Here is a 21,959-nt window from a genome sequence, read left to right as displayed (position 1 = left end):
GGGCTAGACCAGGGAACAGCCGGGCGTGGAACCGAAGGGACACGTATGCCTCAGCCGTACGACGTGATCACGATGGGCCGGATCGGAGTGGACCTCTACCCCCTCCAGACCGGGGTCCCCCTGGCGCGGGTCGACACCTTCGGGAAGTTCCTCGGCGGTTCCGCCACGAATGTGGCGGTCGCGGCGGCCCGGCTCGGCCGGCGCACCGCGGTGATCACCCGCACCGGGCAGGACGCCTTCGGGGAGTATCTCCACGAGGCGCTGCGCGAGTTCGAGGTCGACGACCGCTGGGTGACGCCGGTGCCGGGGCTGCCGACGCCCGTCACCTTCTGCGAGATCTTCCCGCCGGACGACTTCCCGCTGTACTTCTACCGTCAGCCCAAAGCGCCCGATCTCGAACTGCGCGGGGACGAGCTGGACTTGGCGGCGATCGGTTCGGCGCGGGTGTTCTGGATGACCGGCACGGGGCTGTGCGCGGAGCCGAGCAGAGCCACGACCCTGGCCGCGCTGGAGCACCGCGCGAAGTCCGGGACGACCGTGTTCGACCTGGACTGGCGGCCCATGTTCTGGGAGAGCACGGCACGGACGGCCTCGGACGAGGCGCGCCCGTACTACGCCCAGGCGCTCGCCCATGCGACCGTCGCCGTCGGCAACCTCGACGAGTGCGAGATCGCGACCGGCGAGCGCGAGCCGGGCGCCGCGGCCCGGGCGCTGCTCGGGGCGGGAGTCGAGCTGGCGGTGGTGAAGCAGGGACCGAAGGGGGTGCTTGCCGTACGCCGGGACGGCACGACCGCCGAAGTTCCACCGGTGGAAGTCGATGTGGTCAACGGGCTCGGTGCGGGAGACGCGTTCGGCGGGGCGATGGTGCACGGACTGCTGGCCGGCTGGGAGTTGGAGCGGGTGATGCGGTTCGCGAACGCCGCGGGCGCGATCGTCGCCGCCCGGCTCGCCTGCTCCTCGGCGATGCCCTACGCCGCCGAGGTGGACGCCCTCCTCGACGGCCACGCACCCGGTCCCGACCCGACCTCTGGCCCCCAACCCGGAGCGGCGCCGGAATCCGGAGCGGCGTCGTGACCCGCGTCGATGTCGCCGACCTCGTCAGGATCAGGGCCCATCACCCCGAGGCCGTCGCCGAGGCGGCCCTCCGCCGGCGCAGGCGCCCGCTCGTCGGAAGCAGCGGCCGGCTGATGATCATCGCGGCCGATCATCCGGCCCGAGGCGCGCTCTCCGTCGGCGACCAGCGGCTCGCCATGGCCAACCGCCTCGGCCTCCTGGAGCGGATCTGCACCGCCCTGGAGCGTCCCGGCGTCGACGGCGTCCTCGCCACCGCCGACATCCTGGAGGACCTCCTCCTGCTCGGTGCCCTCGACGACAAGGTCGTCATGGGCTCGATGAACCGGGGCGGCCTCGCGGGCGCCGCCTTCGAACTGGACGACCGGTTCACCGGTTACCGCGCGGAGGACCTCGACCGGCTCGGCTTCGACGCGGGGAAGCTGCTCCTCCGTATCGACTACGACGACCCCGGTTCCCTCGCCACTCTCCACTCCACCGCCCGCGCCATCGACGAGATGGCGGCCCACCGGTTGCCGGTCTTCGTCGAGCCGTTCATCTGCCGCCGGGTGGACGGGGTTTTGCGCAATGATCTGTCCGCCGAGGCGGTCACCCGCTCCATCGCCATAGCGTCGGGCCTCGCCGGCACCTCGGCGTACACGTGGCTGAAGATCCCCGTCACCGACAACCCCGACGACATGGCACAGGTGATGGAGACCTCGACGCTGCCCGCGGTGCTCCTCGGCGGCGACGTGGGCGACTCCGCCGACGGCCAGGCGGCGGCGTACGAGAAGTGGCGGAGCGCGCTGCAACTGCCCACCGTCCAGGGTCTGGTGGTGGGCCGTTCGCTGCTCTATCCGGTCGACGGAGACGTCGCGGGAGCGGTCGATACGGCCGTAGGACTGCTCTAGGGGGTACGGAGGACTCATGGACCACAGGGACACCGCACACGACAGGCACGTACGGGCGGGCACCGCGGCCGACGGGCCGTACGCGCTCGACATCGACCCCAAGACGGCGGGCTGGGGCTACTCCGCGTTGCGGATCCTCGAGCTGCCCCCGGGCGGCTCCCACCTCCTGGGCACCGGGGGCAGCGAGTGGATCGTGCTGCCGCTGAGCGGCGGATGCACGGTGCAGACCGAAGGCATCACCATGGAACTGCTGGGCAGGGACAGCGTGTTCGCGGGAGTCACCGACTTCGCGTACGTTCCGCGCGACGCCCATGCGCAGATCGCCTCCGGCGCGGGAGGCCGCTTCGCTTTGGCAGGAGCGAAATGCGAGCGACGACTCCCCGCTCGCCACGGCCCCGCGCCGGAGGTCCCCGTCGAGGACCGGGGCTCGGGCAGCTGCGCCCGCCGGGTGAACAACTTCGCCGCCGCCGGCTCCTTCGACTGCGACCGTCTCATCGCCGTCGAGGTCCTGACCCCGGGCGGCAACTGGTCGTCGTACCCGCCGCACAAGCACGACGAGCACCGGCCCGGCGAGGAGACGAAGCTGGAGGAGATCTACTACTTCGAGATCCAGGGCGAGCACGGCTTCGGCTATCAGCGGGTGTCCCCGTCCCGCCCGGGCGGCACCGATCTGCTCGCCGAGGTCCGCAGCGGAGACGCCGTCCTCGTCCCCGACGGATGGCACGGCCCGTCCATCGCCGCTCCCGGCCACGACATGTACTACCTGAACGTCATGGCGGGCCCCGGGCCCGAGCGGGAATGGCGGATCTGCTTCCACCCCGACCACACGGAGGGCTACCGATGAGCGCACAGAGGCTGACCGTCGCCCAGGCGCTGGTGCGCTTCCTGGCCCGCCAGTACGCCGAGCGCGACGGCCGCAGACAGCGGCTGATCGGCGCCACCTGGGGCATCTTCGGCCACGGCAATGTCGCGGGGATCGGTCAGGCCCTGCTCGAATCCGCCGAGGACATGCCCTACTTCCAGGGCCGCAACGAGCAGGCGATGGTGCATGCGGCCGTCGGCTACGCCCGCCAGTCGGGCAGGCTCTCCACGCACGCCGTCACCACCTCCATCGGGCCGGGAGCCACCAACCTCGTCACCGGCGCCGCCCTCGCCACCATCAACCGGCTGCCGGTCCTCCTCCTCCCTGGCGACGCCTTCGCGACCCGCCCCGCCGACCCGGTCCTCCAGCAGCTGGAGGTGCCGTACGCGGGCGACGTGTCCGTCAACGACTGCCTGCGCCCGGTGTCGGCGTACTTCGACCGGATCACCCGCCCCGAAGCGCTGATCCCGGCCGCACTCGCGGCGATGCGGGTGCTCACCGACCCGGCCGCCACCGGCGCGGTCACGCTCGCGCTTCCGCAGGACGTGCAGGCGGAGGCGTACGACTGGCCCGAGGAGTTCTTCGCCGAGCGCGTCTGGCACGTAGGCCGTCCGCAGCCCGACCCGGACCAACTGGCGGCGGCGGCAGCGGCGGTACGGTCGGCCCGGCGTCCCCTGATCGTCGCGGGCGGCGGCGTGCATCACAGCCGTGCGGAGATCGCCCTGAAGACGCTGGCCGAGGCCACCGGCATCCCCGTCGCCTCGACCCAGGCGGGCAAGGGCTCGCTCCGCCACGACCATCCGCAGGACGTCGGCGGCATCGGCCACACCGGCACCGCGACCGCCGACGAGCTGGCGCGCGCCGCGGACCTGGTCATCGGCGTCGGCACCCGCTACTCCGACTTCACCACCGCCTCCGGCACCCTCTTCACCCATCCCGGAGTCCGCTTCCTCAACCTCAACATCACCGGTTTCGACGCCCACAAGCTCTCCGCGCTCCCGCTCGTCGCGGACGCCCGGGCGGGCCTCCACGGCCTCATGGCCTCCCTCCATGGCCACCATGTGGAGGACGGCTACGAGACGGAGTACACGGACGCCAAGGAGCGCTGGGAGCACCGCGTCGACGCCGTCTACGAGGCGGCGGACGAGGACATGCGCCCCACCCAGCCGCAGGTCCTCGGCGTGCTCGACGGCCTGGTCACCGAGGACGACATCGTGATCAACGCGGCGGGCTCGCTCCCCGGGGACCTCCACAAGCTGTGGCGCGCCCGCTCCCGCGACCAGTACCACGTCGAGTACGGCTACTCGTGCATGGGCTACGAGATCCCGGCCGCGATCGGCGTCGCGATGGCCGCGCCCGGACGGCCGGTGTGGGCGCTCGTCGGTGACGGTACGTATCTGATGAATCCGACCGAGATCGTGACCGCGGTGCAGGAGAACGTCCCGATCAAGGTGGTCGTCCTGCAGAACCACGGATACGCGTCGATCGGGGGACTGTCCGAGTCGGTCGGCTCCGAGCGGTTCGGCACGGCCTACCGCTACAGAGAGTCCGACGGCGCGTACACGGGAGCGCCGCTCCCGGTCGACCTCGCGGCCAACGCGGAGTCCCTCGGGATGCGGGTGATCCGCGCCAAGACCGTGCGTGACCTGCGCGAAGCCCTCGCCGAGGCGCGTGAGGCGGACCGCCCCACATGTGTCTACACCGAGACCGAAACGGCAGACACTGTGTCGGGCGCGCCCCCGGCGCAGGCGTGGTGGGATGTTCCTGTGGCCGAGACCGCGACCCGCCCGTCGGCGGTCAAGGCACGGGGAGAGTACGACCGGCAAGTCGCAGCCCGACGCCGCCATCTCTGAGGGACCCGAAGGAGCTTTCCGACATGACGAAGACCGTCCACCACTGGATCGGTGGCAAGACCGTCGAGGGCGCGTCCGGCAACTGGGGCCCGGTCACCGACCCGGCGACCGGGGCCGTGACCACGCAGGTCGCCCTGGCCTCCGTCGACGAGGTCGACGCGGCGGTCGCCGCGGCGAAGGCCGCGTACGAGACCTGGGGCACGTCCTCCCTGGCCCAGCGCACCACGATCCTCTTCCGCTTCCGCGCGCTGCTCGACGCGAACCGTGACGCGATCGCCGAGCTGATCACCGCGGAGCACGGCAAGGTCCACTCGGACGCGCTCGGTGAGGTGGCCCGCGGTCTGGAGATCGTGGACCTGGCCTGTGGGATCACCACCCAGCTCAAGGGCGAGCTGTCCACCCAGGTGTCGAACCGCGTGGACGTGGCGTCCATCCGCCAGCCCGTCGGCGTCGTCGCCGGCATCACGCCGTTCAACTTCCCGGCGATGGTGCCGATGTGGATGTTCCCGCTCGCCATCGCCTGCGGCAACACCTTCGTCCTCAAGCCGAGCGAGAAGGACCCGTCGCCGTCGCTGAAGATCGCCGAGCTGCTCGCCGAGGCGGGCCTGCCGGACGGTGTCTTCAACGTCCTCCACGGCGACAAGGTCGCGGTGGACCGTCTCCTGGAGCACCCTGACGTCTCGGCGATCTCCTTCGTCGGCTCGACGCCGATCGCCCGGCACATCCACACCACCGCCTCCGCCAACGGCAAGCGCGTCCAGGCGCTCGGCGGTGCCAAGAACCACATGCTCGTCCTCCCGGACGCGGACCTGGACGCGGCCGCGGACGCCGCCGTCTCCGCCGCGTACGGTTCCGCGGGCGAGCGCTGCATGGCGATCTCCGCGGTCGTCGCGGTCGGTGCGATCGGCGACGAGCTCGTCGACAAGATCCGCGAGCGCGCGGAGAAGATCAAGATCGGCCCGGGCAACGACCCGACGTCCGAGATGGGCCCGCTCATCACGAAGGTCCACCGCGACAAGGTCGCCTCGTACGTCCACGGTGCGGCGGACCAGGGCGCCGATGTCGTGCTCGACGGCACGGGCTACACGGTGGACGGTTTCGAGGACGGCCACTGGATCGGCCTGTCCCTCCTCGACAAGGTCGCCACGGACTCCGACGCCTACCGGGACGAGATCTTCGGCCCCGTGCTGTGCGTGCTGCGCGCCGAGACGTACGAGGAGGGCCTCGCGGTCATCAACTCCTCGCCGTTCGGCAACGGCACCGCGATCTTCACCCGCGACGGCGGCGCCGCACGCCGCTTCCAGATGGAGGTCGAGGCCGGAATGGTCGGCGTCAACGTGCCGATCCCGGTCCCGGTGGGCTACCACTCCTTCGGCGGCTGGAAGGACTCGCTCTTCGGAGACCTGCACATCTATGGCAACGACGGCGTGCAGTTCTACACCCGCGGCAAGGTCGTCACCACCCGCTGGCCCGACCCCTCCGAGGGCCACATCGGCGTCGACCTGGGCTTCCCCCGCAACCACTGACGCCGACTCGTCGGACGAAGAGCGCCGCGCGGCCCGTACGGAACCCTGACCCGTACGGGCCGCGCGCCGCGTTCGGTTCCCTGACCGATGACGCTGGAGCGTGGATGCCGGCGGTGGCCGGTGGTGCCATCAGGGATTCGAGTTCTTGTTCTCGTTCCTGTTCTTGTTCTTGTTCTGACGATGAGAGATCTGTTTCCGTACCGTGCGCCACTGTGACCGGGTCTGCTCGACCACCTTGTCCCACTGCCGGCGGACCTCGCGGTCGGAAGGGCGGTGGCCCCGACGGATCCGGCTGAGTTCGTCCCGTACTTCTCGTCCCAGTGCCGCCGACGCGACCAGGACGAGCATGGCCGCGAAGAGGGCGGAGATCATCGCGAAGACCGCGCCGACCACTCCGTAGCGTGCTGCGGAGGAGGTGAAGAGACGCGGCATGTAGATGGTCGCGCCGACCGAATAGGCTGCCGTCAGAACGGCGCCGACCACGCCGAAGGGAAGCAGGGCCGGCCGGCTGATCCGCTTCGCCGACAGGATCCAGCCGCTCCAGACGAGGAACGCGGCGGTCACCGGTACCTGGCACACCACGGCGGCCAGCCCCAGCGCGTAACCGCCGAGGAGCGCGGAGAGCAGCGTGGTGACCACCGCGTAGCCGCCCAGGGTGAGAATCCACCACAAGCCGTTGCGCGTGTTGCGTACGCTCAGGGGCTTGAGTTCCCAGGTCTGTTCGAAGAGTCGCTGCGCGGCTCGGGCGAAACTCAGCACCGAGATCGTCAGAAACACGCTCCCGAAGATGCCGAAGCTGACACTGGTCCCGTCCGTGGCGGAGAACAGCGAGCTGACGGCGGTGGCACCTGCTCCGGTGAGGTGGTAGCGCCCGATGATCTGTTCTGCGGCGTCGTAGTGCACGAAGACGGCGCCAAGGAGGATGGAGAGCGGGATCAGTGCCGTCAAGGCGCTGGATGCCAGGGCCATCGAGCGGTCGAAACCCACGATCTTCTGGAAGCGGTTGATGACCCGCAACGTGAAGGCAGGCCGCAGCCAGAACGTCAGTGTTCTGACGAGGCGTTCTCGATTGATCCCCGTCGTCCTGCCCTCCGTGAAGATCAGCACCGTGGTGAGCGACGCGAGCCTAACGGACGGTCACCGGACCGACGAAGGGCGACACGAGAAGCGACACGCCGACCGCGCGACGCGTCATCGTCAGGACAGATGCCCGAGGAGCGGCCCTCCCTGGTGGGGGAGGGGCTCCTCGGGCATCCGGGGTGGTGACGGGGTCAGAACAACGAGTGCAGCAGCTTGTTCGGGGAGCCCGTGCGCGGGTCCACGACCTTGCCGTCTGTCGCGTTGTTCACCAGGGCGTCGCGGACCTGGGCCGGCGTCGCCGTGGGGTGGTCACCCAGGTAGAGCGCGGCGACGCCCGCCGTGTGCGGGGTGGCCATCGACGTACCCGAGATGGTGTTCGTGGCGCTGTCGTTGTCCATCCACGCGGAGGTGATGTCCACGCCCGGTGCGAACAGGTCCAGGCAGCTGCCGTAGTTGGAGAACGACGCCCGCCGGTCGGTCCTGTCCGTCGCGCCGACCGTGATCGCCTCGGGGACCCGCGCCGGCGAGTAGTTGCAGGCGTTCACGGGGATGCCGATGAGGATGCCGTTGCCGGCCGCGATCGAGTAGCTGACACCCGACGCGATCGACTTCTTCACCGCGTTGTCCAGGGCGGCGCTGGCGCCGCCACCCAGGCTCATGTTGGCCACGGCCGGCTTGGCGGCGTTCGCCGTCACCCAGTCGACGCCGGCGATGACACCCTCGGTCGTACCGGAGCCGTCACAGCCCAGTACGCGCACCGCGACCAGCTTCACGGACTTGGCGACGCCGTAGGTCTTGCCGCCGACCGTGCCCGCGACATGCGTGCCGTGGCCCTGGCAGTCCTGACCGTTCTGGCCGTCGCCGACGGTGTCGGTGCCGACACGCGCGCGGCCGCCGAACTCGCTGTGCGAGGTGCGGATGCCGGTGTCGATGATGTACGCGTTCACGTTCGACGCGGTCGCGTTGTACGTGTACGTGGTCGACAGCGGAAGGTTGCGCTGGTCGACGCGGTCGAGGCCCCAGGTCGCGTTCGACTGGGTCTCGTTGAGGCGGATGACGCTGTTCTGCTCGACGTACGCCACGCGCGGGTCGGCGGCGAGCCGCGCGGCCTTGGCCTTGGACATCGAGGCGGAGAAGCCGTTCAGGACCGAGCGGTAGGTGTGCTTGGGGGTCACACCCTCGTCGGCGGCGAGATCGGAGACACGAGTGCTGCCGTCCTTCAGGACGACGATCCAGCTGTTCTGTACGGCGGTTGCAGTGGGGGCGAGACGGAGATCGCCGAGCGACGCGCTCTGCGCGGTGGGGGTGACGGCGAACTGGAGACCGGCCGCGAGGGCGACTGCGGGAAGCAGCGCGCCCACACGTATGGAGCGGCGGGCAGTGAATCTCATCTCGTGCACCTGACCTCTCTCTTTGATCGGAACACGACAAACATCCACGTGGCGGAGTGGATGTGCGGCACAGCGTCTCGTGCGGTGATCGAGTGCACAAGGGGTTGTTACTGAAGGGTTCAACTCAATGCCCGCGCGTTCTGCGGAATTTGGCGGACATCACCGACATCGGCACCGCACGTGGGGGGTGCCCCGCCCCCGGTGGTGTGTCAGCGCGAATCGCCCGAACCGCCACCTGTCATGAAGTCCCAGGTCAGCATGGTGAATTCACCCTCGTTCGCGGCACCGGCGGAGCCGTACGTCGCCAGCGCCGGGTCGTTGTCCGTGCCGACGCCGACCCACATGTCGTAGCAGCCGCGCTCCCGGGCGGCCGCGGCGAGAGCCTCGGTCAGCGCCCGGCCGATACCGCGGCGCCGGTGGTTCTCCGCCACCGACAGCTCGTACAGGCACATTTCCACGCCTTTGTCCGGATGGAGCATCTCGATGCCGGAGACCATCCCGGCCGGGGCGCCGTCGACGTACGCGATCAGCATCAGATGGCCGGGGGCGGCGAGGAAGCGCTCCGCCCACTCCGTGCGCGCAGGGCCGTCGTACAGATGCTCGGCGGCGATGAGCTCGGCGACGGTCGTCGCACGGCGGATCTCCATGGCAGGGCCCCTCCCCTTCTCCCGACTCCCGTCCGTCTCCGGCTCCGCGTCCCGGGTCCCTGTCCGTGCACGCCGCGGCATCCCGGTCCGCGTCCCGGGTCCGCGTCCCGCCGTCGCGTACCGCGTCTGGTGTACGGGGACGGTACCCGGTACTACCCGAGGAGGTCGCAGAGTTCCGCCCGGCGGCAGCCGCACCCGGGTCGCCGTCCGCCTAAGGTTTCAAGCATGAAGATCCGACTTCCCCGGCCGGCCGCCGTGCCCCGTCGTCGTGGGCGGTGGCTCGCGGCCGTCGCCGCCTTCGCCGTGCTCGCCGGCGCGGGCACATGGACGGTCGCCGCATCGGAGGAGCAGCCCTCCGTGCACCGCGAGGACCAGGTGCTGAGCATGCCCGGGGCGAGGATCGACACCTCCTACTTCACCTCTGGCGACGGCGACGGCAACGGCGGCCGCCGGGCCGCCGTGCTGCTCGGACACGGCTTCGGCGGCAGCAAGGAGTCCGTGCGCGCACAGGCGGAGGCGCTGGCCCGGGACGGGTTCGCGGTGCTGACGTGGTCCGCGCGCGGCTTCGGCGCGTCCACCGGCCAGATCGGGCTGAACGACCCGGACCACGAGGTCAAGGACGTCTCCCGGCTCATCGACTGGCTCGCCGAGCGCCCCGAGGTACGGCTGGACAAGAAGGGCGATCCGCGCGTCGGGCTGACCGGCGCCTCGTACGGCGGGGCGATCTCGCTCCTCGGGGCGGGGTACGACCAGCGGGTCGACGCGATCGCTCCGGAGATCACGTACTGGAACCTCGCGGACGCGCTGTTCCCGGACGGAGTCTTCAAGAAACTCTGGGCGGGGATCTTCTTCACCACCGGCTCGGCAAGCTCGGCCGGACTCACGCCGGACAGCCGTGAGGCACCGGACACCCCCGAGGCCCCGGCAGGCACACAGGCTCCGGCGGACGCACCGGCGCGGACGGGAGGCGGGGCCGAGGCGGCCACCGCCTCCACCAGGCCTGCGGCCAGCGCCCCCACCGGGCCCGCGGCCGCCGCATGCGGACGCTTCCAGCCCACCCTCTGCGCCATGTACGAACGCGTCGCCACCAGCGGCAAGCCCGACGCCGAGGCCCGCACCCTGCTGGAGGCGCGCAGCCCGTCCGCCGTCGCCGACCGCATCAAGGTGCCCGCACTGATCGTGCAGGGACAGTCCGACTCGCTCTTCCCGCTGTCGCACGCCGACGCGATGGCCAAGGCGATCTCGGGGAACGGCGCGCCCGTCGCCGTCGACTGGATCGCCGGTGGGCACGACGGCGGTGATCTGGAGGGGGACCGGATCCGGGGGCGGGTCTCCTCCTGGTTCGACCGGTATCTGAACGGGGACGAGGCCGCCGGGACCGGCCCCGGCTTCCGGGTCAGCAGGACCGGCGGCGTCGACTCCACCGACGGCCAGGCCACCCTGCGCGGCGCCACCGCCGCCGCGTACCCGGGCCTGCGTGCGGGCGGCCGCGAGGTCGAACTCACCGGTCGTCCGCAGTCCTTCCGCAACCCGGCGGGCGCGACTCCGCCGGGGATCTCCGCCGTACCCGGCGTGGGCGGCGGGCTCTCCCAGCTGTCCTCCTTCGGCGTCGGACTCTCCCTCGACTTCCCCGGGCAGTACGCACGCTTCGACTCCGCGCCCCTGGGCCGCGGCACCCGGATCACCGGCTCACCCACCGTCCGGGTCGAGGTCGCCTCGGACAGCGGGGAGGCGGTCCTCTTCGGCAAGGTGTACGACGTCGGACCCGACGGACGTCAGCAGGTGCTCCCCGCGCAGCTCGTCGCCCCGGTCCGGGTCGAGGGCGCCACCGCGGGCAAGGCCGTCGAGCTGACCCTGCCCGCCGTGGACCACGAGGTCGAGGCCGGGCACCGGCTGCGCCTCGTCCTCGCGGCCACCGACCTCGGCTACTCCTCGCCCGCCGCCCCCGCCACCTACCGCGTCTCCCTCACCGGGCCGCTCACGGTGCCCACCGCACCCGGAGTCACCACACAGGCCACAGGGATGCCCTGGTGGGTGTGGGGCCTGCCCGCCGCGGGTGCGGTCGTCGCCGCCGCGCTGCTGCTCACCGCGCGCCGCCGGACGTCGGCGCCCGCGCCCGACCCCGGCCTCGCCGACGTTCCGCTGCAGATCACCGGACTCACCAAGCGGTACGCCAAGTCCGCCGACCGGTACGCCGTACGGGACCTCTCCTTCCGCGTCGAGAAGGGCCAGGTGCTCGGACTCCTCGGCCCGAACGGCGCGGGCAAGACCACCACCCTGCGCATGCTGATGGGCCTCATCACTCCTGACGACGGCGAGATCCGCGTCTTCGGACACGCCATCAAGCCGGGCGCACCCGTCCTTTCCCGGGTCGGCGCGTTCGTCGAGGGCGCCGGTTTCCTGCCTCATCTGTCCGGCCGGGAGAACCTCGAGCTCTACTGGCGCGCCACCGGCCGTCCCGCCGAGGACTCCCACATCGAGGAGGCCCTCGCGATCGCCGGCCTCGGCGACGCCCTCGCCCGCGCGGTACGCACGTACTCGCAGGGCATGCGGCAGCGTCTGGCCATCGCGCAGGCCATGCTCGGCCTGCCGGACCTGCTGATCCTCGACGAGCCGACGAACGGGCTCGATCCGCCGCAGATCCGCGAGATGCGGGACGTGATGATCCGGTACGCGGCCGGGGGCCGGACCGTCATCGTCTCCAGCCACCTCCTCGCGGAGGTCGAGCAGTCCTGCACGGATCTCGTCGTGATGGACCGCGGCCGGCTGGTGCAGGCGGGACCGGTCGCGGAGATCACCGGCGCTGGCGACACGCTGCTGGTGACGACGGCGGAAGAGCTGTCCGCGCCGCTCGTGGAGAAGATCGCGGCCCTGCCCGGGGTCGGCTCCGCGGTCCCGACGGACGACGGAGCCGGGCTGCTGGTCCGGCTGGACGGTGCGAGCGCGGCAGGGCTGATCGCCGAACTCGTACGGCTGGACGTGCCGGTGACCGGTGCGGGACCGCACCGGCGCCTGGAGGACGCGTTCCTCACCCTGATCGGAGGAGCATCCGCATGAGCACCAGCACCAGCACCAGCACCGGTACCGAAACTGGCGGTACTGCCGGTAGCGGCAGTACCGGTGGTGACACGAGGACGGTGAGCGGCGGGGCTGCCGTGGCGACCGCGCCCGGCTACCGGGCTCGGCACACGCTCCCGCTGCGCGTCGAGGCGGTGCGGCAGCTGAAGCGACGGCGGGCGCTCGTGATGGGCGCGATCCTGGCGGCGCTGCCGTTCGTGCTGATCGTCGCCTTCGCGATCGGCGGCACCCCGGACGAGCGGGGCGGGGGCGGCGGCCGGATCACGCTCATGGACACGGCGACCGCGTCCGGCGCGAACTTCGCGGCCACCTGCCTCTTCGTGTCGGCCGGGTTCCTGCTGGTGGTGCCCGTCGCGCTGTTCTGCGGGGACACCGTGGCGTCCGAGGCGAGCTGGTCCTCGCTGCGGTATCTGCTCGCCGCACCGGTGCCGCGGTCCCGGCTGCTGTGGTCGAAGCTGGCGGTCGCGCTGGGCTTCAGCGCGGCGGCGATGCTGCTGCTGCCGCTGGTCGCGCTCGCGGCCGGCACCGTGGCGTACGGCTGGGGGCCGCTGCAACTGCCCACCGGCGGATCCCTGGCGACCGCGGACACCTTGCCGCGGCTCGCGCTCGTCGTCGCGTTCATCTTCGTCTCCCAGCTGGTCACCGCCGGGCTGGCCTTCTGGCTGTCGACCAAGACGGACGCGCCGCTGGGCGCCGTCGGCGGTGCGGTCGGGCTGACGATCGTGGGGAACGTCCTGGACGCCGTGACGGCGCTGGGGTCCTGGCGCGACTTCCTTCCGGCGCACTGGCAGTTCGCCTGGGCGGACGCGCTGCAGCCCCAACTGGAGTGGGGCGGGATGCTGAAGGGCGCGGCGGTGTCCGTGACCTACGCTCTCGTGCTGTTCGCCCTGGCTTTCCGCGGGTTCGCCCGTAAGGACATCGTGTCCTGACACCGGCCGGGCCTCCGGCACGCGCCGCGCGCCGCGGCTGCGATGGTCTGGGCTTGCGATTGTCTGGCTTCGGCCGAGGTCGCACGGGTGTCGGCGCCGAAGCCGGCAGCGGCGGCGCGGCAACTCGCTCCTCCGGAACGGCTGATGGAGGTTCCCCCCTCCGTCGGCCGTTGCCGCATTGAGATTCATCCGCAACTCGTTCGACTGCTCCTTCCGGCCGTCTCGCACGTCACATTCACAAGTGCTGACGATGGAGGGGGCGGGGATGGAAATCCGCGGAAAGGCGTCCGCAAGGACGTACAGGGGAGCACTCGTGGCGCTGCTCGCCGGGGCCGTGCTGCTGACCGGCTGCGGCGCGGGAGGGCAGACGGACCGCGCGACCGGGGGCGGCGCGCAGCGCGCCGACGAAGGCCAACAGGCGCCGATGCCGCCCGACGGCGGCGGCCGGCCCGCCGAGGGCGCCGAGGGCGCCGAGGGCGACCGTGGCGAAGGGCGCGAGGGCGAGCAGAAAGACGATGCGCAACGGGACTTCGCACCGGCGCCCGACTACCTCTCCACCTTCGCTCTGGACGTGGACACGGCCTCGTACGGCTACGCACGGCGCAGCCTCTCCGAGGGCAGGCTGCCGGCCCCGGACTCCGTACGCCCCGAGGAGTTCGTCAACAGCTTCCGCCAGGACTATCCACGCCCAGGGGGCAACGGCTTCTCGGTGACCGTGGACGGTGCCCGGGCGGGCAACGGAGGCGGTGACGGCTGGTCGCTGATGCGCGTGGGCCTGGCCACCCGTGCGTCGACCAGGACCGCCGAACGGCCCCCGGCCGCCCTGACCTTCGTGGTCGACATCTCAGGGTCGATGGCCGAGCCGGGCCGGCTCGACCTCGTCAAGGAGTCGCTCGGCATCCTCACGGACCAGCTCCGCGACGACGACTCCCTCGCCCTGGTCACCTTCAGCGGCGAGGCCGAGACACGGCTGCCGATGACCCGGATCGACGGCAACAGGTCACGGATCCACGACATCGTCGACTCGCTGGAGCCGTCCGATTCCACCAATGTGGAGGCGGGCGTCCGCACCGGCTACGACGCCGCCGTGGACGGCCGCAGGCGCGGCGCCAACAACCGGGTCGTGCTCCTCTCCGACGCGCTCGCCAACACCGGCGAGACCGAGGCCGACGCGATCCTGGAGCGGATCGACAGCTCCCGCAGGGAGTTCGGCATCACGCTCTTCGGCGTCGGAGTCGGCAGCGAGTACGGCGACAGTCTGATGGAACGGCTCACGAACCGGGGCGACGGCCACACCACGTACGTGTCCACGTCGGCGCAGGCCAGGAAGGTCTTCGTCGACCAGCTGCCCGCCCACGTGGAGCTGCGTGCCCGGGACGCCAAGGCACAGGTCGCCTTCGACCCGCAGACGGTGAAGGAGTTCCGGCTGATCGGGTACGAGAACAGGGCGGTCGCCGACGAGGACTTCCGCGACGACCGGGTGGACGGCGGCGAGGTCGGCCCCGGCCACACCGTGACGGCGCTGTACGCGGTACGGCTGAAGGAAGGGGCGAGCGGACACGTCGCCACGGCGACCGTGCGCTGGCTCGACCCGCGGACCCGGGCGCCGCACGAGGCGACGGGCACCGTGGAGGCCGGCGCCCTCGACAGGGACCTGTGGGCGCCACGGACCGCGCCGCGACTGCAGGTCAGCGCCGTCGCCGCCTACTTCGCCCAGCGGCTCCGAGGCGCCGAGACCCCGGGCGCGCCCCGACTGGGCGATCTCGCGGAACGGGCCGGAAGCCTCGCGCGGAGCACGGAGGATGCTTCCGTACGCCAGCTGGCCGAGTCGATACGCAGCGCTGACGCGTTGCTGGACTGAACAGGCGGGGCGGCGAGGGCGAGCCAGGGCGGACGAGCGAACCAGGGCGGATGGGCGGGCCGGACGGAGGGAGCGGGCGTGGGCCCGGCCCTTCCGCCCGGGCCCCGGCCTTCCGCCGGGGCCCTCGGCCTACCAGGCCTGCTGCGCAAGGAGGTTGTCCGCGACATGATGTCCGCCATGGCTACCTTGCTGCTCGCCCTTGCCGTCATCTCCACCGGCCTGTACGCGGGTTTCATGCTGATCTTCCAGATCGGGATCATGCCCGCGCTGGCCAGGCTCTCCGACGACCAGTTCGTACCGGCCATGCGGCGCATCAACGAAGAGGTGCCGCGCGCCGTGTTCCTGGCGGTCTTTCTGGCCGTCGTGGTGTTTCCGGCGGCCGCACTCGCCGTCCCGGGCGAGGACCGCTCGGACACCCGGATGTGGCTGATCGTGGCGGGCCTTGTGTGCGCCGTGCTCAATCACCTGATCACGATCGCCGGGAACATTCCGCTGAACAACGCGCTGGCGTCGTCCGAGTCGGAGCCCGACTCCGAGGTCCGCGCCGCCTTCGAGGGCAGGTGGAACCAACTCCACCGCATCCGTACGGCCCTCATCGTCGTCTCGTTCGCCCTCCTCGCCGGCGCCTCGCTGGCGTGACGGAAACCCGACAGTGGCGCACAACCGACTCTCACAAGGGCGGGTGTCCCGGTACGGTTCGTAGCGGCACATGCGGACAACGTTGTCGTTCCCAGCAGAATCAGCAGACTCGGCAGGCGCGGTTGACTCGGCCGACCGAACTTCCGGCACGACGCACGACGCACGACCGACCGCCGGACGAGGCCGGGGGCGGGCTGTCCCGGTCGTTCCCCCACGCCGACGGGGGTCGACTTCCCCCACCCGGGGCAGCCCGTCCCCCTTCCGGACGGGCAGCCCCTTTCCGGACCGGTTCAGCGGCCGGGCAGGCTCGCACCGCAACGGCCGCAGAACCGCGCGTCCGACTCCGTCGCGAGGCGCCCGCATTCCGCGCACACCCGGTCCAGCAGACACGCGGGCTCACCGCCCGCCGCCTTCTCCGCACTGGCCTTGATGGTCAGTCCGGGACGCCGACGGTGCACGCTCAGCTGCACCAGACCGTCAGGGCCCGCGTGCAGCCGGCGAACGCTGCCACGCGGCAGCCACACCACCGAACCCGCGACCACGTTCTGCCGGATTCCCTCCAGTTCGAGGAAGCCGCTCCCGGCGGTCACGTACAGCAACACATCCAGATCGGGTTCCACATGCTCGGCCACCCGGCCGTGCGGAGGGAGCCGCACCACATTCGCATCCAGCTGTCTCCCCTCCTCCGCCAGCCGCCACAGCGCCCCACCCTGACCTGCGGGTACGCCACTGGTCAGCTCCGCCAGCCGCGCGAGCACGCCTGGCCGGGAAGACGGCGCCATTACTTACTCCTCCTGCGCTCGACCCCCACCAGATCCACGCCGGACCCCAAAGCCACGCATGTTACTCCGCGTCGTGATCCCGGGGCGCGGGCGAAAGCGGCCATTCCCCTGTGGCCGGACATGGGCCGTAACCCCGGTGCCAGGCCCTCCTCACCGCCCGCAGTCCTCGCGTACGGCATCGAACGGCGGATCCGAGGCCAGATAGAAGTGGCCGCCGGGCACGGTCCGCAACCGGAACGGGCCGCGGGTCGACTCCTGCCAGGCGGCGGCCTCCGCGACCGTCACCCGGGGATCGGCGTCCGCGACGAGTGCGGTGACAGCGCATTCCAGGGGAGCGCGGTCCGTCTGCACGTACGCGCCCAGCATCTCGAAGTCGGCGGTGATCGCAGGAAGCAGCAGCTCACGGAAGTCGGGGTCGCGCAGCAGTTCAGGGTCCGTACCCCCGAGTTCGGTCACGGTCTCGATGACGGCCTGCTCGCCGCGCGGGACCTTCGGCGACCCGGCCGCCAGCAACTGCGGTGCACGAGCGCCCGACACGATGAGACGGTCCACCGGACAGTCGCGGGCCTCAAGAGCTCGTGCGGTCTCGTAGGCGACGATCGCCCCCATGCTGTGCCCGAAGAGGACGAGGCCCCGGCCGTCGGCCGACGCTGCGGTCTCCTCCGCGATCAGACGGGCCATCGGGACGAGTTCCCGGACCGGTTCCTCGGCAACGGGTTCGGCGCGTCCCGGGTAGCACACGGAATGGACCTCGAAATCGGTCAGTTCCTTGCTCCAGCTCTGGAAGAAGAAGGGCCAGCCGCCGGCGTGCGGGAAGCAGACCAGCCGGAGCGGCGCGAGGGCCCGTGGCTCCGCACAGAGCGTCCAGGGCATGTGATCCTCCTGAGAAGAGCGTGGAGCCGCAGGCACGGGAGAACGCGCCCGGTCTGCACACCCTAGACGGCGATCACCGACGGGCCGCGCAGGTGCTGCGGCATGGGGACGGCGCTCGGCGCCGACCGGGGCCGACCGGGGCGGGCCGGTCGGGCGGGGTGGCCGGGCAGGGTGGGCCCTGCCGGCCGCCCGACGCCGCGGAGTCGCCGCCGCGACGTCGGATGCCCGGCCCGCCTCGTGGATCAGTTCTTGCGCCCGACCCCGCCGAACATGGCCACCTCGTCGGGCAGCGGCTCACCGTCCGCGTCCGGACGCCAGTGGTTGCAGGACACGACACCGGGCTCGAGGAGTTCCAGACCGTCGAAGTACCGAGCGATGGCCTCGGGCGTGCGCTGGGTCAGCTTCGGAGTGCCGTGCTCGTTCCAGAACGCCACCGCGGCGTCGACATCGGGCATGGCGGGGCTGGTGATGGTGTGGGTCAGCACCAGGTGACTGCCGGACGGGAGCGCGTCCAAGAGGCGCCGGACGATCCCGGAGGCCTCCTCGTCGTCCCCGATGAAGATGACCACGCCGAGCAGCATGAGCGCCACCGGTCGGCTGAAGTCCAGTGTCTTCGCCGCCTGTTCGAGGATGGCATCGACGTTGCGCAGGTCCTCGTCCAGGTAGTCCGTCCTGCCCTCGGGCGTACTGGTCAGCAGGGCACGTGCATGGGCGAGCACCAACGGGTCGTTGTCGACGTAGACGATGCGGGACTCCGGAGCCAGCCGCTGGGCGACTTCATGAGTGTTGTCCGCACTCGGCAGGCCCGTGCCGACGTCGAGGAACTGGCGTATGCCGCACTCGTTCACGAGGTGGCTCACGGCACGTCCGAGGAACTGCCGGTCAGCGAGGGCGTAGTCGCCGATGCCCGGGTGCAGTTTGCGGATCTGGTCCCCGGTCACGCGGTCGACTTCGTAGTTGTCCTTCCCGCCCAGCCAGTAGTTCCAGATGCGGGCGGTGTGCGGCTGTGTGGTGTTGATTCTGTCGCGCAGGTCATCGGAAGCTGCCGTGGCGTCGGTCATGGGGTCGTCTCCAGTCGGCCTGTCGAGAGGGCAATGCACAAAGTAGTGCCTGGAGTTGAGGTACGTGAGACTTGCGGCACAACAAACGATCACGGCATTCCGCGCATCGGGCGGGCCCCGCCACCAGCCCGGCCGGCCCGTCGAACTCCGCGCCTGACCATGGCTCGCCCGTGGGTCACTCGGCGACGTCGACCCCGTAGCTGCGGGCGAGGGCGCCGAGGCCGTCGTCGTAACCCTGACCGACCGCGCGCAGACGCCAGCGCGGGCCACGGCGGTAGATCTCGGCGAGCAGCATGGTGCGTTCGGTGGTCGCGGCGTCGAGCGTGGCCTGGACGAGCGGTGCCGCGCTGGTCCCGGGGCCGGCGCTGATCTGGATGGCGCCGACGTCGCCGAAGGTGGGTGGGCCGTCGATGGACGCGGCGACGACGACCTTGTGGGCGGCGGGCGGCAGGGTGGCGAGATCGATGCTGACGGTCTGCTCGGTCGGCCCGTCGCCGAGGAGGCGGACGGTGCCGCCCGGGTTCTCCGGTGCTCCGTAGAAGACGAAGTCCTCGTCGAAGGAGACCTGCTCGTCCTCGTCGACCACGAGCGCGACCACGTCGATCTCGCAGGCGGTCTGCTGGGCCCAGGACGCCGTGACGGTCCAACGGGCGGCCGCGGCCTTCCCGTCGGGCAGATCGATGACACCGCCGCGGGGCAGGACGTGTGTTGCCTCCCGTCGGTCGTTGAGCCCGGGCAGCGGGGCGATGACCGGTGCGTCGAGCCAGCCGACGCCGTACGTGGGAAGGGCGAGGGAGGAGATCCGGCGCATACGGCGGTCGGCGTCGCCGCCGGTGAGGAGCACGACGTCGGTGACGCTCGCGGAGAGGTTGATCGCGGCGGCTCCACCGAGCTCGACGACGCGGGCGCGGGCGGCCGCGGCGTCCGGGTGGGTGCCGCCGAGGACGAGCACGCGACGCCCGGCCAGCGCCCTGACCGGAGCGGCCGGTTTCGCGGGGGGCGTGGGTGCGGGTGCGGGCATGGGCAGGGGCGCGGCGGCGGGCGTATCGGCGGCATCCTGCGGTGCGCGCGCCGGCGGAATGGAGGCCGGTACGGGCACGGGTACGGGTGTGGCGGTGGTCGTGGCGGTGGTCGGCGTGTGCGGCGTCCCCGGCCGTACGTCGCGCAGCAGCCGCAGAAAGGTGTACTCGTCGATGATGGGAACGCGCTCGGCCGCGGCCCGCCGCGCCTTCGCCGACCCCGACGAGGAGTCGTTGGTGACCAGCGCGCTGGTGTGCCGGCTGACCGAGGCCATCATGTTCAGCCCGGCGGCGACCGAGCGCCCGACCAGTTCGGCCCGCGACGTCGCGGTCTCCCCGGTCATGGCGATCTTCATTCCCTGCACCAGCGGGCCGCCCGGTGACAGCCGCCCCGGGTTGCGGAAGGAACACGCGGTCTTCGGCGGCTTGGGCGCGAACTGCGGGTCCTGTCGCGGTGGGCAGGCCACCAGCGGCAACGGCAGATCCAGCCGCGCGGCCTCCCGCAGCGAGGGGCGCAGCACTCCGGCCAGCACGCGGGTGTCGTCCAGTGCGTCGTGCGCCCTGAGCTGCCGGACGCCGTAGTGGGCGGCGAGCGTGCCCAGCTTCAGATCGCCGGTCGGCGGGTCGACGCGGCGGTTCAGCGCGAGGGTGCACAGCCGCTGGGAGACGGGCAGCCACATCCGTGCCCGAGCGAACTCGTGTGCGAGGAAGTCGTAGTCGAACTGCGCGTTGTGCGCGACCAGCACCCTGTCCTGCAGCATCGCCCCGATCCGCCCGGCGACCTGGTCGAAGGTCGGTGCACCACTCAGCCGCTCGGCCGTCAGACCGTGCACATGCACCGGTCCGGGATCGCAGCCGGGTTCGAGCAGGGTGGAGAACTCCCCGGTCTGCTCACCGTCCGGGCCGAGCGTGACCACGGCCACGGACAGCACCCGGTCCCGGCGCGCGACCAACCCCGAGGTTTCCACGTCCACCAGCGCCCAGTCGAAGGCGTAGTCACGCGGGCCGGACACATCGAGAGCGGCAGATGCGAGAGGCATGGCGGAAAGGATGGTGGGATATTCACCGGCCCTTCAACCTGGATGGCCATTCATCCCGATATGTCAGCGCGCGGCAGCCTCAGGTGAGACACCGCCCCGCGTTCTGCACAGCACCGTTCGTCAACGGCGCCCCAGCCTGGGGCGCGCACCCACACGGCCCGGCATGGCCAGTTCGGCCCGAAGCGCGTCCTCCAGCGCTGAAAGGCCGCCCTCCACCGCCTCAAGCGGCCATTCGTCCGTCGCCGAAGTGCCCTCGAAGACCACGGGCTGAACCCGCAGCAGGGCATGGTGCACCTCACTCACAGCGGAGCGAACCTCGTCGTCGGCTATCAGGGACGCCTCGACGATCCACTTGTAGGCGGCCGACCGATGCTCGGACAGCTTGCCGTCGTCCTCGCCTCTCAGGATGGAGGCAAGAGAGTCGTGCCAGCCGTACAGAGTGATCAACAGGTCCCTGTACAGGCCCTTCTTGTCGTCCAACCAGCGGACCTGTTCCGCATGCGCCCGTTGTTCCTGCTGGATGCGTACCTGCCCGCGCTGAGCAAGCCATGCGCCCGCAAAGCCGGTCACAGCCCCCACCGTTGTACCTGCAAGTCCGACCAGTGCAGCCTCCATGGCTGCTTCCTACCAGAAGTTGCGTCCGCAGTCGGAGGCAGATCAAAGTTGGTGGAGCCTCACGACTCAAGTCAACGGCTGGAACGGGCGGTTGCCGACCACCTGGCCGTGAAGTCGCCCTGCGACTGACCGCCATGCGTCACGCAACGGCGGGCCGTCAGCAAGGGCTGCTGTCCGGCCGGTCATGCGAGATCGGGAGTGGGGCGGCTTCATGGGCGCATAGGGGCGCCGCGCCCTGTTGTACGGCAAAGAGGGCGCGCCGCAGGAGACCCGGGAGCCGCCGATGTCGGCGTGGCTCGCCCCCGGATCGCGGGCCGCGGGACGCGCGGGCGGCGGCTTACGGGCTCTGCTCGCCGCGCCGGCCCGCTGCCTCGCGGCCGGCTCAAGGTCCCGCCGGAAGCGGATCCCGAGCACGCCGGAGGCCGGAAGCCCGGTCGCAGCCGGACGGTACCGGGCCGCTCTCATGATCACCTGGGAGTGGTCCGTCGTTTACGTCCTCGCTACGACGCCCCCGCTAGATTGCCTCCGACCAGCAAAAAGGCCCTCCCGGTGGGAGGGCCGAACCGTCGTCCGAACTGTGCGCCCCCGGCAGGACTCGAACCTGCGGCCAAGCGCTTAGAAGGCGCCTGCTCTATCCACTGAGCTACGGGGGCCCGGATGTGGCCTCGGTGGCCTGGAGCCCCAAATGGGTCGTCCGTGACCTTGCCGGGACAAGGATAGGGCTCCGATCGCCTTGACCCGG

General features: G+C 71.2%; 17 protein-coding genes and 1 tRNA gene. 9 read left to right on the top strand and 9 right to left on the bottom strand.

Features of this window, described 5'->3' with window-relative positions; all coding sequences use genetic code 11:
• The first annotated feature begins 45 nt into the window (after positions 1 to 45).
• From iolC to OG766_RS12165, 5 genes are read left to right on the top strand one after another with little or no spacing between them, the layout of a single operon-like run.
• Positions 46 to 1,074, top strand: coding sequence for a 5-dehydro-2-deoxygluconokinase (gene iolC / locus OG766_RS12185; protein WP_266374088.1), 1,029 nt, complete (start codon positions 46 to 48; stop codon positions 1,072 to 1,074).
• Positions 1,071 to 1,961 (top strand): Cgl0159 family (beta/alpha)8-fold protein, encoded by an 891-nt coding sequence (locus tag OG766_RS12180; protein WP_266374090.1) that lies wholly within the window; start codon positions 1,071 to 1,073, stop codon positions 1,959 to 1,961. The genes iolC and OG766_RS12180 overlap by 4 nt, the downstream gene beginning before the upstream one ends.
• 16 nt (positions 1,962 to 1,977) lie before the next feature.
• Entirely contained in the window at positions 1,978 to 2,805 is an 828-nt protein-coding gene (iolB, locus tag OG766_RS12175; RefSeq protein WP_328725293.1) for a 5-deoxy-glucuronate isomerase, read from the top strand.
• On the top strand, positions 2,802 to 4,676 hold the full coding sequence (gene iolD, locus OG766_RS12170) for a 3D-(3,5/4)-trihydroxycyclohexane-1,2-dione acylhydrolase (decyclizing) (RefSeq protein ID WP_328725292.1): 1,875 nt from the start codon (positions 2,802 to 2,804) through the stop codon (positions 4,674 to 4,676). Before iolB ends, iolD begins: the two co-directional genes overlap by 4 nt.
• Positions 4,677 to 4,699: 23 nt before the next feature.
• Positions 4,700 to 6,202: a CoA-acylating methylmalonate-semialdehyde dehydrogenase gene (locus OG766_RS12165; protein ID WP_266374096.1), complete on the top strand. Its 1,503-nt coding sequence runs from the start codon at positions 4,700 to 4,702 to the stop codon at positions 6,200 to 6,202.
• Between the two features lie 129 nt (positions 6,203 to 6,331).
• Here the strand turns inward: OG766_RS12165 and OG766_RS12160 are convergent, their stop codons facing one another.
• From OG766_RS12160 to OG766_RS12150, 3 genes are all read right to left on the bottom strand, one after another.
• Positions 6,332 to 7,309 carry a hypothetical protein gene (locus OG766_RS12160; RefSeq protein ID WP_266374097.1) on the bottom strand — a complete coding sequence of 326 codons (978 nt, stop codon included), beginning with the start codon at positions 7,307 to 7,309 and terminating at the stop codon, positions 6,332 to 6,334.
• 164 nt (positions 7,310 to 7,473) lie between these two features.
• Complete coding sequence (locus tag OG766_RS12155) at positions 7,474 to 8,673, bottom strand: S8 family peptidase (protein ID WP_266374099.1); 1,200 nt, start codon at positions 8,671 to 8,673, stop codon at positions 7,474 to 7,476.
• A 209-nt stretch (positions 8,674 to 8,882) separates the two neighbouring features.
• The gene (locus tag OG766_RS12150; RefSeq protein ID WP_266374101.1) at positions 8,883 to 9,320 is read right to left on the bottom strand and encodes a GNAT family N-acetyltransferase; all 438 of its coding nucleotides are present in this window, start codon (positions 9,318 to 9,320) and stop codon (positions 8,883 to 8,885) included.
• Between the two features lie 225 nt (positions 9,321 to 9,545).
• Here OG766_RS12150 and OG766_RS12145 point away from each other — a divergent pair, with 225 nt between their 5' ends.
• The 4 genes from OG766_RS12145 (at position 9,546) to OG766_RS12130 (ending at position 15,827) form a co-directional block, all read left to right on the top strand.
• Positions 9,546 to 12,377: an alpha/beta fold hydrolase gene (locus OG766_RS12145; RefSeq protein WP_328725289.1), complete on the top strand. Its 2,832-nt coding sequence runs from the start codon at positions 9,546 to 9,548 to the stop codon at positions 12,375 to 12,377.
• Entirely contained in the window at positions 12,374 to 13,327 is a 954-nt protein-coding gene (locus OG766_RS12140) for an ABC transporter permease (protein WP_328725288.1), read from the top strand. Before OG766_RS12145 ends, OG766_RS12140 begins: the two co-directional genes overlap by 4 nt.
• Before the next feature lie 265 nt (positions 13,328 to 13,592).
• Positions 13,593 to 15,188, top strand: a complete 1,596-nt coding sequence (locus OG766_RS12135) for a vWA domain-containing protein (RefSeq protein ID WP_266374107.1) — start codon at positions 13,593 to 13,595, stop codon at positions 15,186 to 15,188.
• Positions 15,189 to 15,365: 177 nt separating this feature from the next.
• Positions 15,366 to 15,827: an anthrone oxygenase family protein gene (locus OG766_RS12130; protein ID WP_328725286.1), complete on the top strand. Its 462-nt coding sequence runs from the start codon at positions 15,366 to 15,368 to the stop codon at positions 15,825 to 15,827.
• A gap of 290 nt (positions 15,828 to 16,117) precedes the next feature.
• Here the strand turns inward: OG766_RS12130 and OG766_RS12125 are convergent, their stop codons facing one another.
• The 6 genes from OG766_RS12125 to OG766_RS12100 form a co-directional block, all read right to left on the bottom strand.
• Complete coding sequence (locus tag OG766_RS12125) at positions 16,118 to 16,609, bottom strand: AraC family ligand binding domain-containing protein (protein ID WP_266374111.1); 492 nt, start codon at positions 16,607 to 16,609, stop codon at positions 16,118 to 16,120.
• 150 nt (positions 16,610 to 16,759) lie between these two features.
• Entirely contained in the window at positions 16,760 to 17,482 is a 723-nt protein-coding gene (locus OG766_RS12120) for a thioesterase II family protein (protein WP_266374113.1), read from the bottom strand.
• A 242-nt stretch (positions 17,483 to 17,724) separates the two neighbouring features.
• Complete coding sequence (locus OG766_RS12115; RefSeq protein ID WP_328725283.1) at positions 17,725 to 18,543, bottom strand: SAM-dependent methyltransferase; 819 nt, start codon at positions 18,541 to 18,543, stop codon at positions 17,725 to 17,727.
• A gap of 175 nt (positions 18,544 to 18,718) precedes the next feature.
• Positions 18,719 to 20,602 (bottom strand): TerD family protein, encoded by a 1,884-nt coding sequence (locus tag OG766_RS12110; RefSeq protein WP_328725282.1) that lies wholly within the window; start codon positions 20,600 to 20,602, stop codon positions 18,719 to 18,721.
• Between the two features lie 120 nt (positions 20,603 to 20,722).
• A complete protein-coding gene (locus tag OG766_RS12105; RefSeq protein ID WP_328725281.1) occupies positions 20,723 to 21,217 on the bottom strand; it encodes a hypothetical protein in 495 nt (164 codons plus the stop codon).
• 580 nt (positions 21,218 to 21,797) lie between these two features.
• Positions 21,798 to 21,870, bottom strand: a tRNA-Arg gene (locus tag OG766_RS12100).
• Between the last annotated feature and the right edge of the window lie 89 nt (positions 21,871 to 21,959).

Source organism: Streptomyces sp. NBC_00259 (assembly GCF_036181745.1).
Taxonomy (GTDB): Bacteria; Actinomycetota; Actinomycetes; order Streptomycetales; family Streptomycetaceae; genus Streptomyces; species Streptomyces pratisoli.
This window is presented reverse-complemented; position numbering and strand designations above follow the sequence as displayed.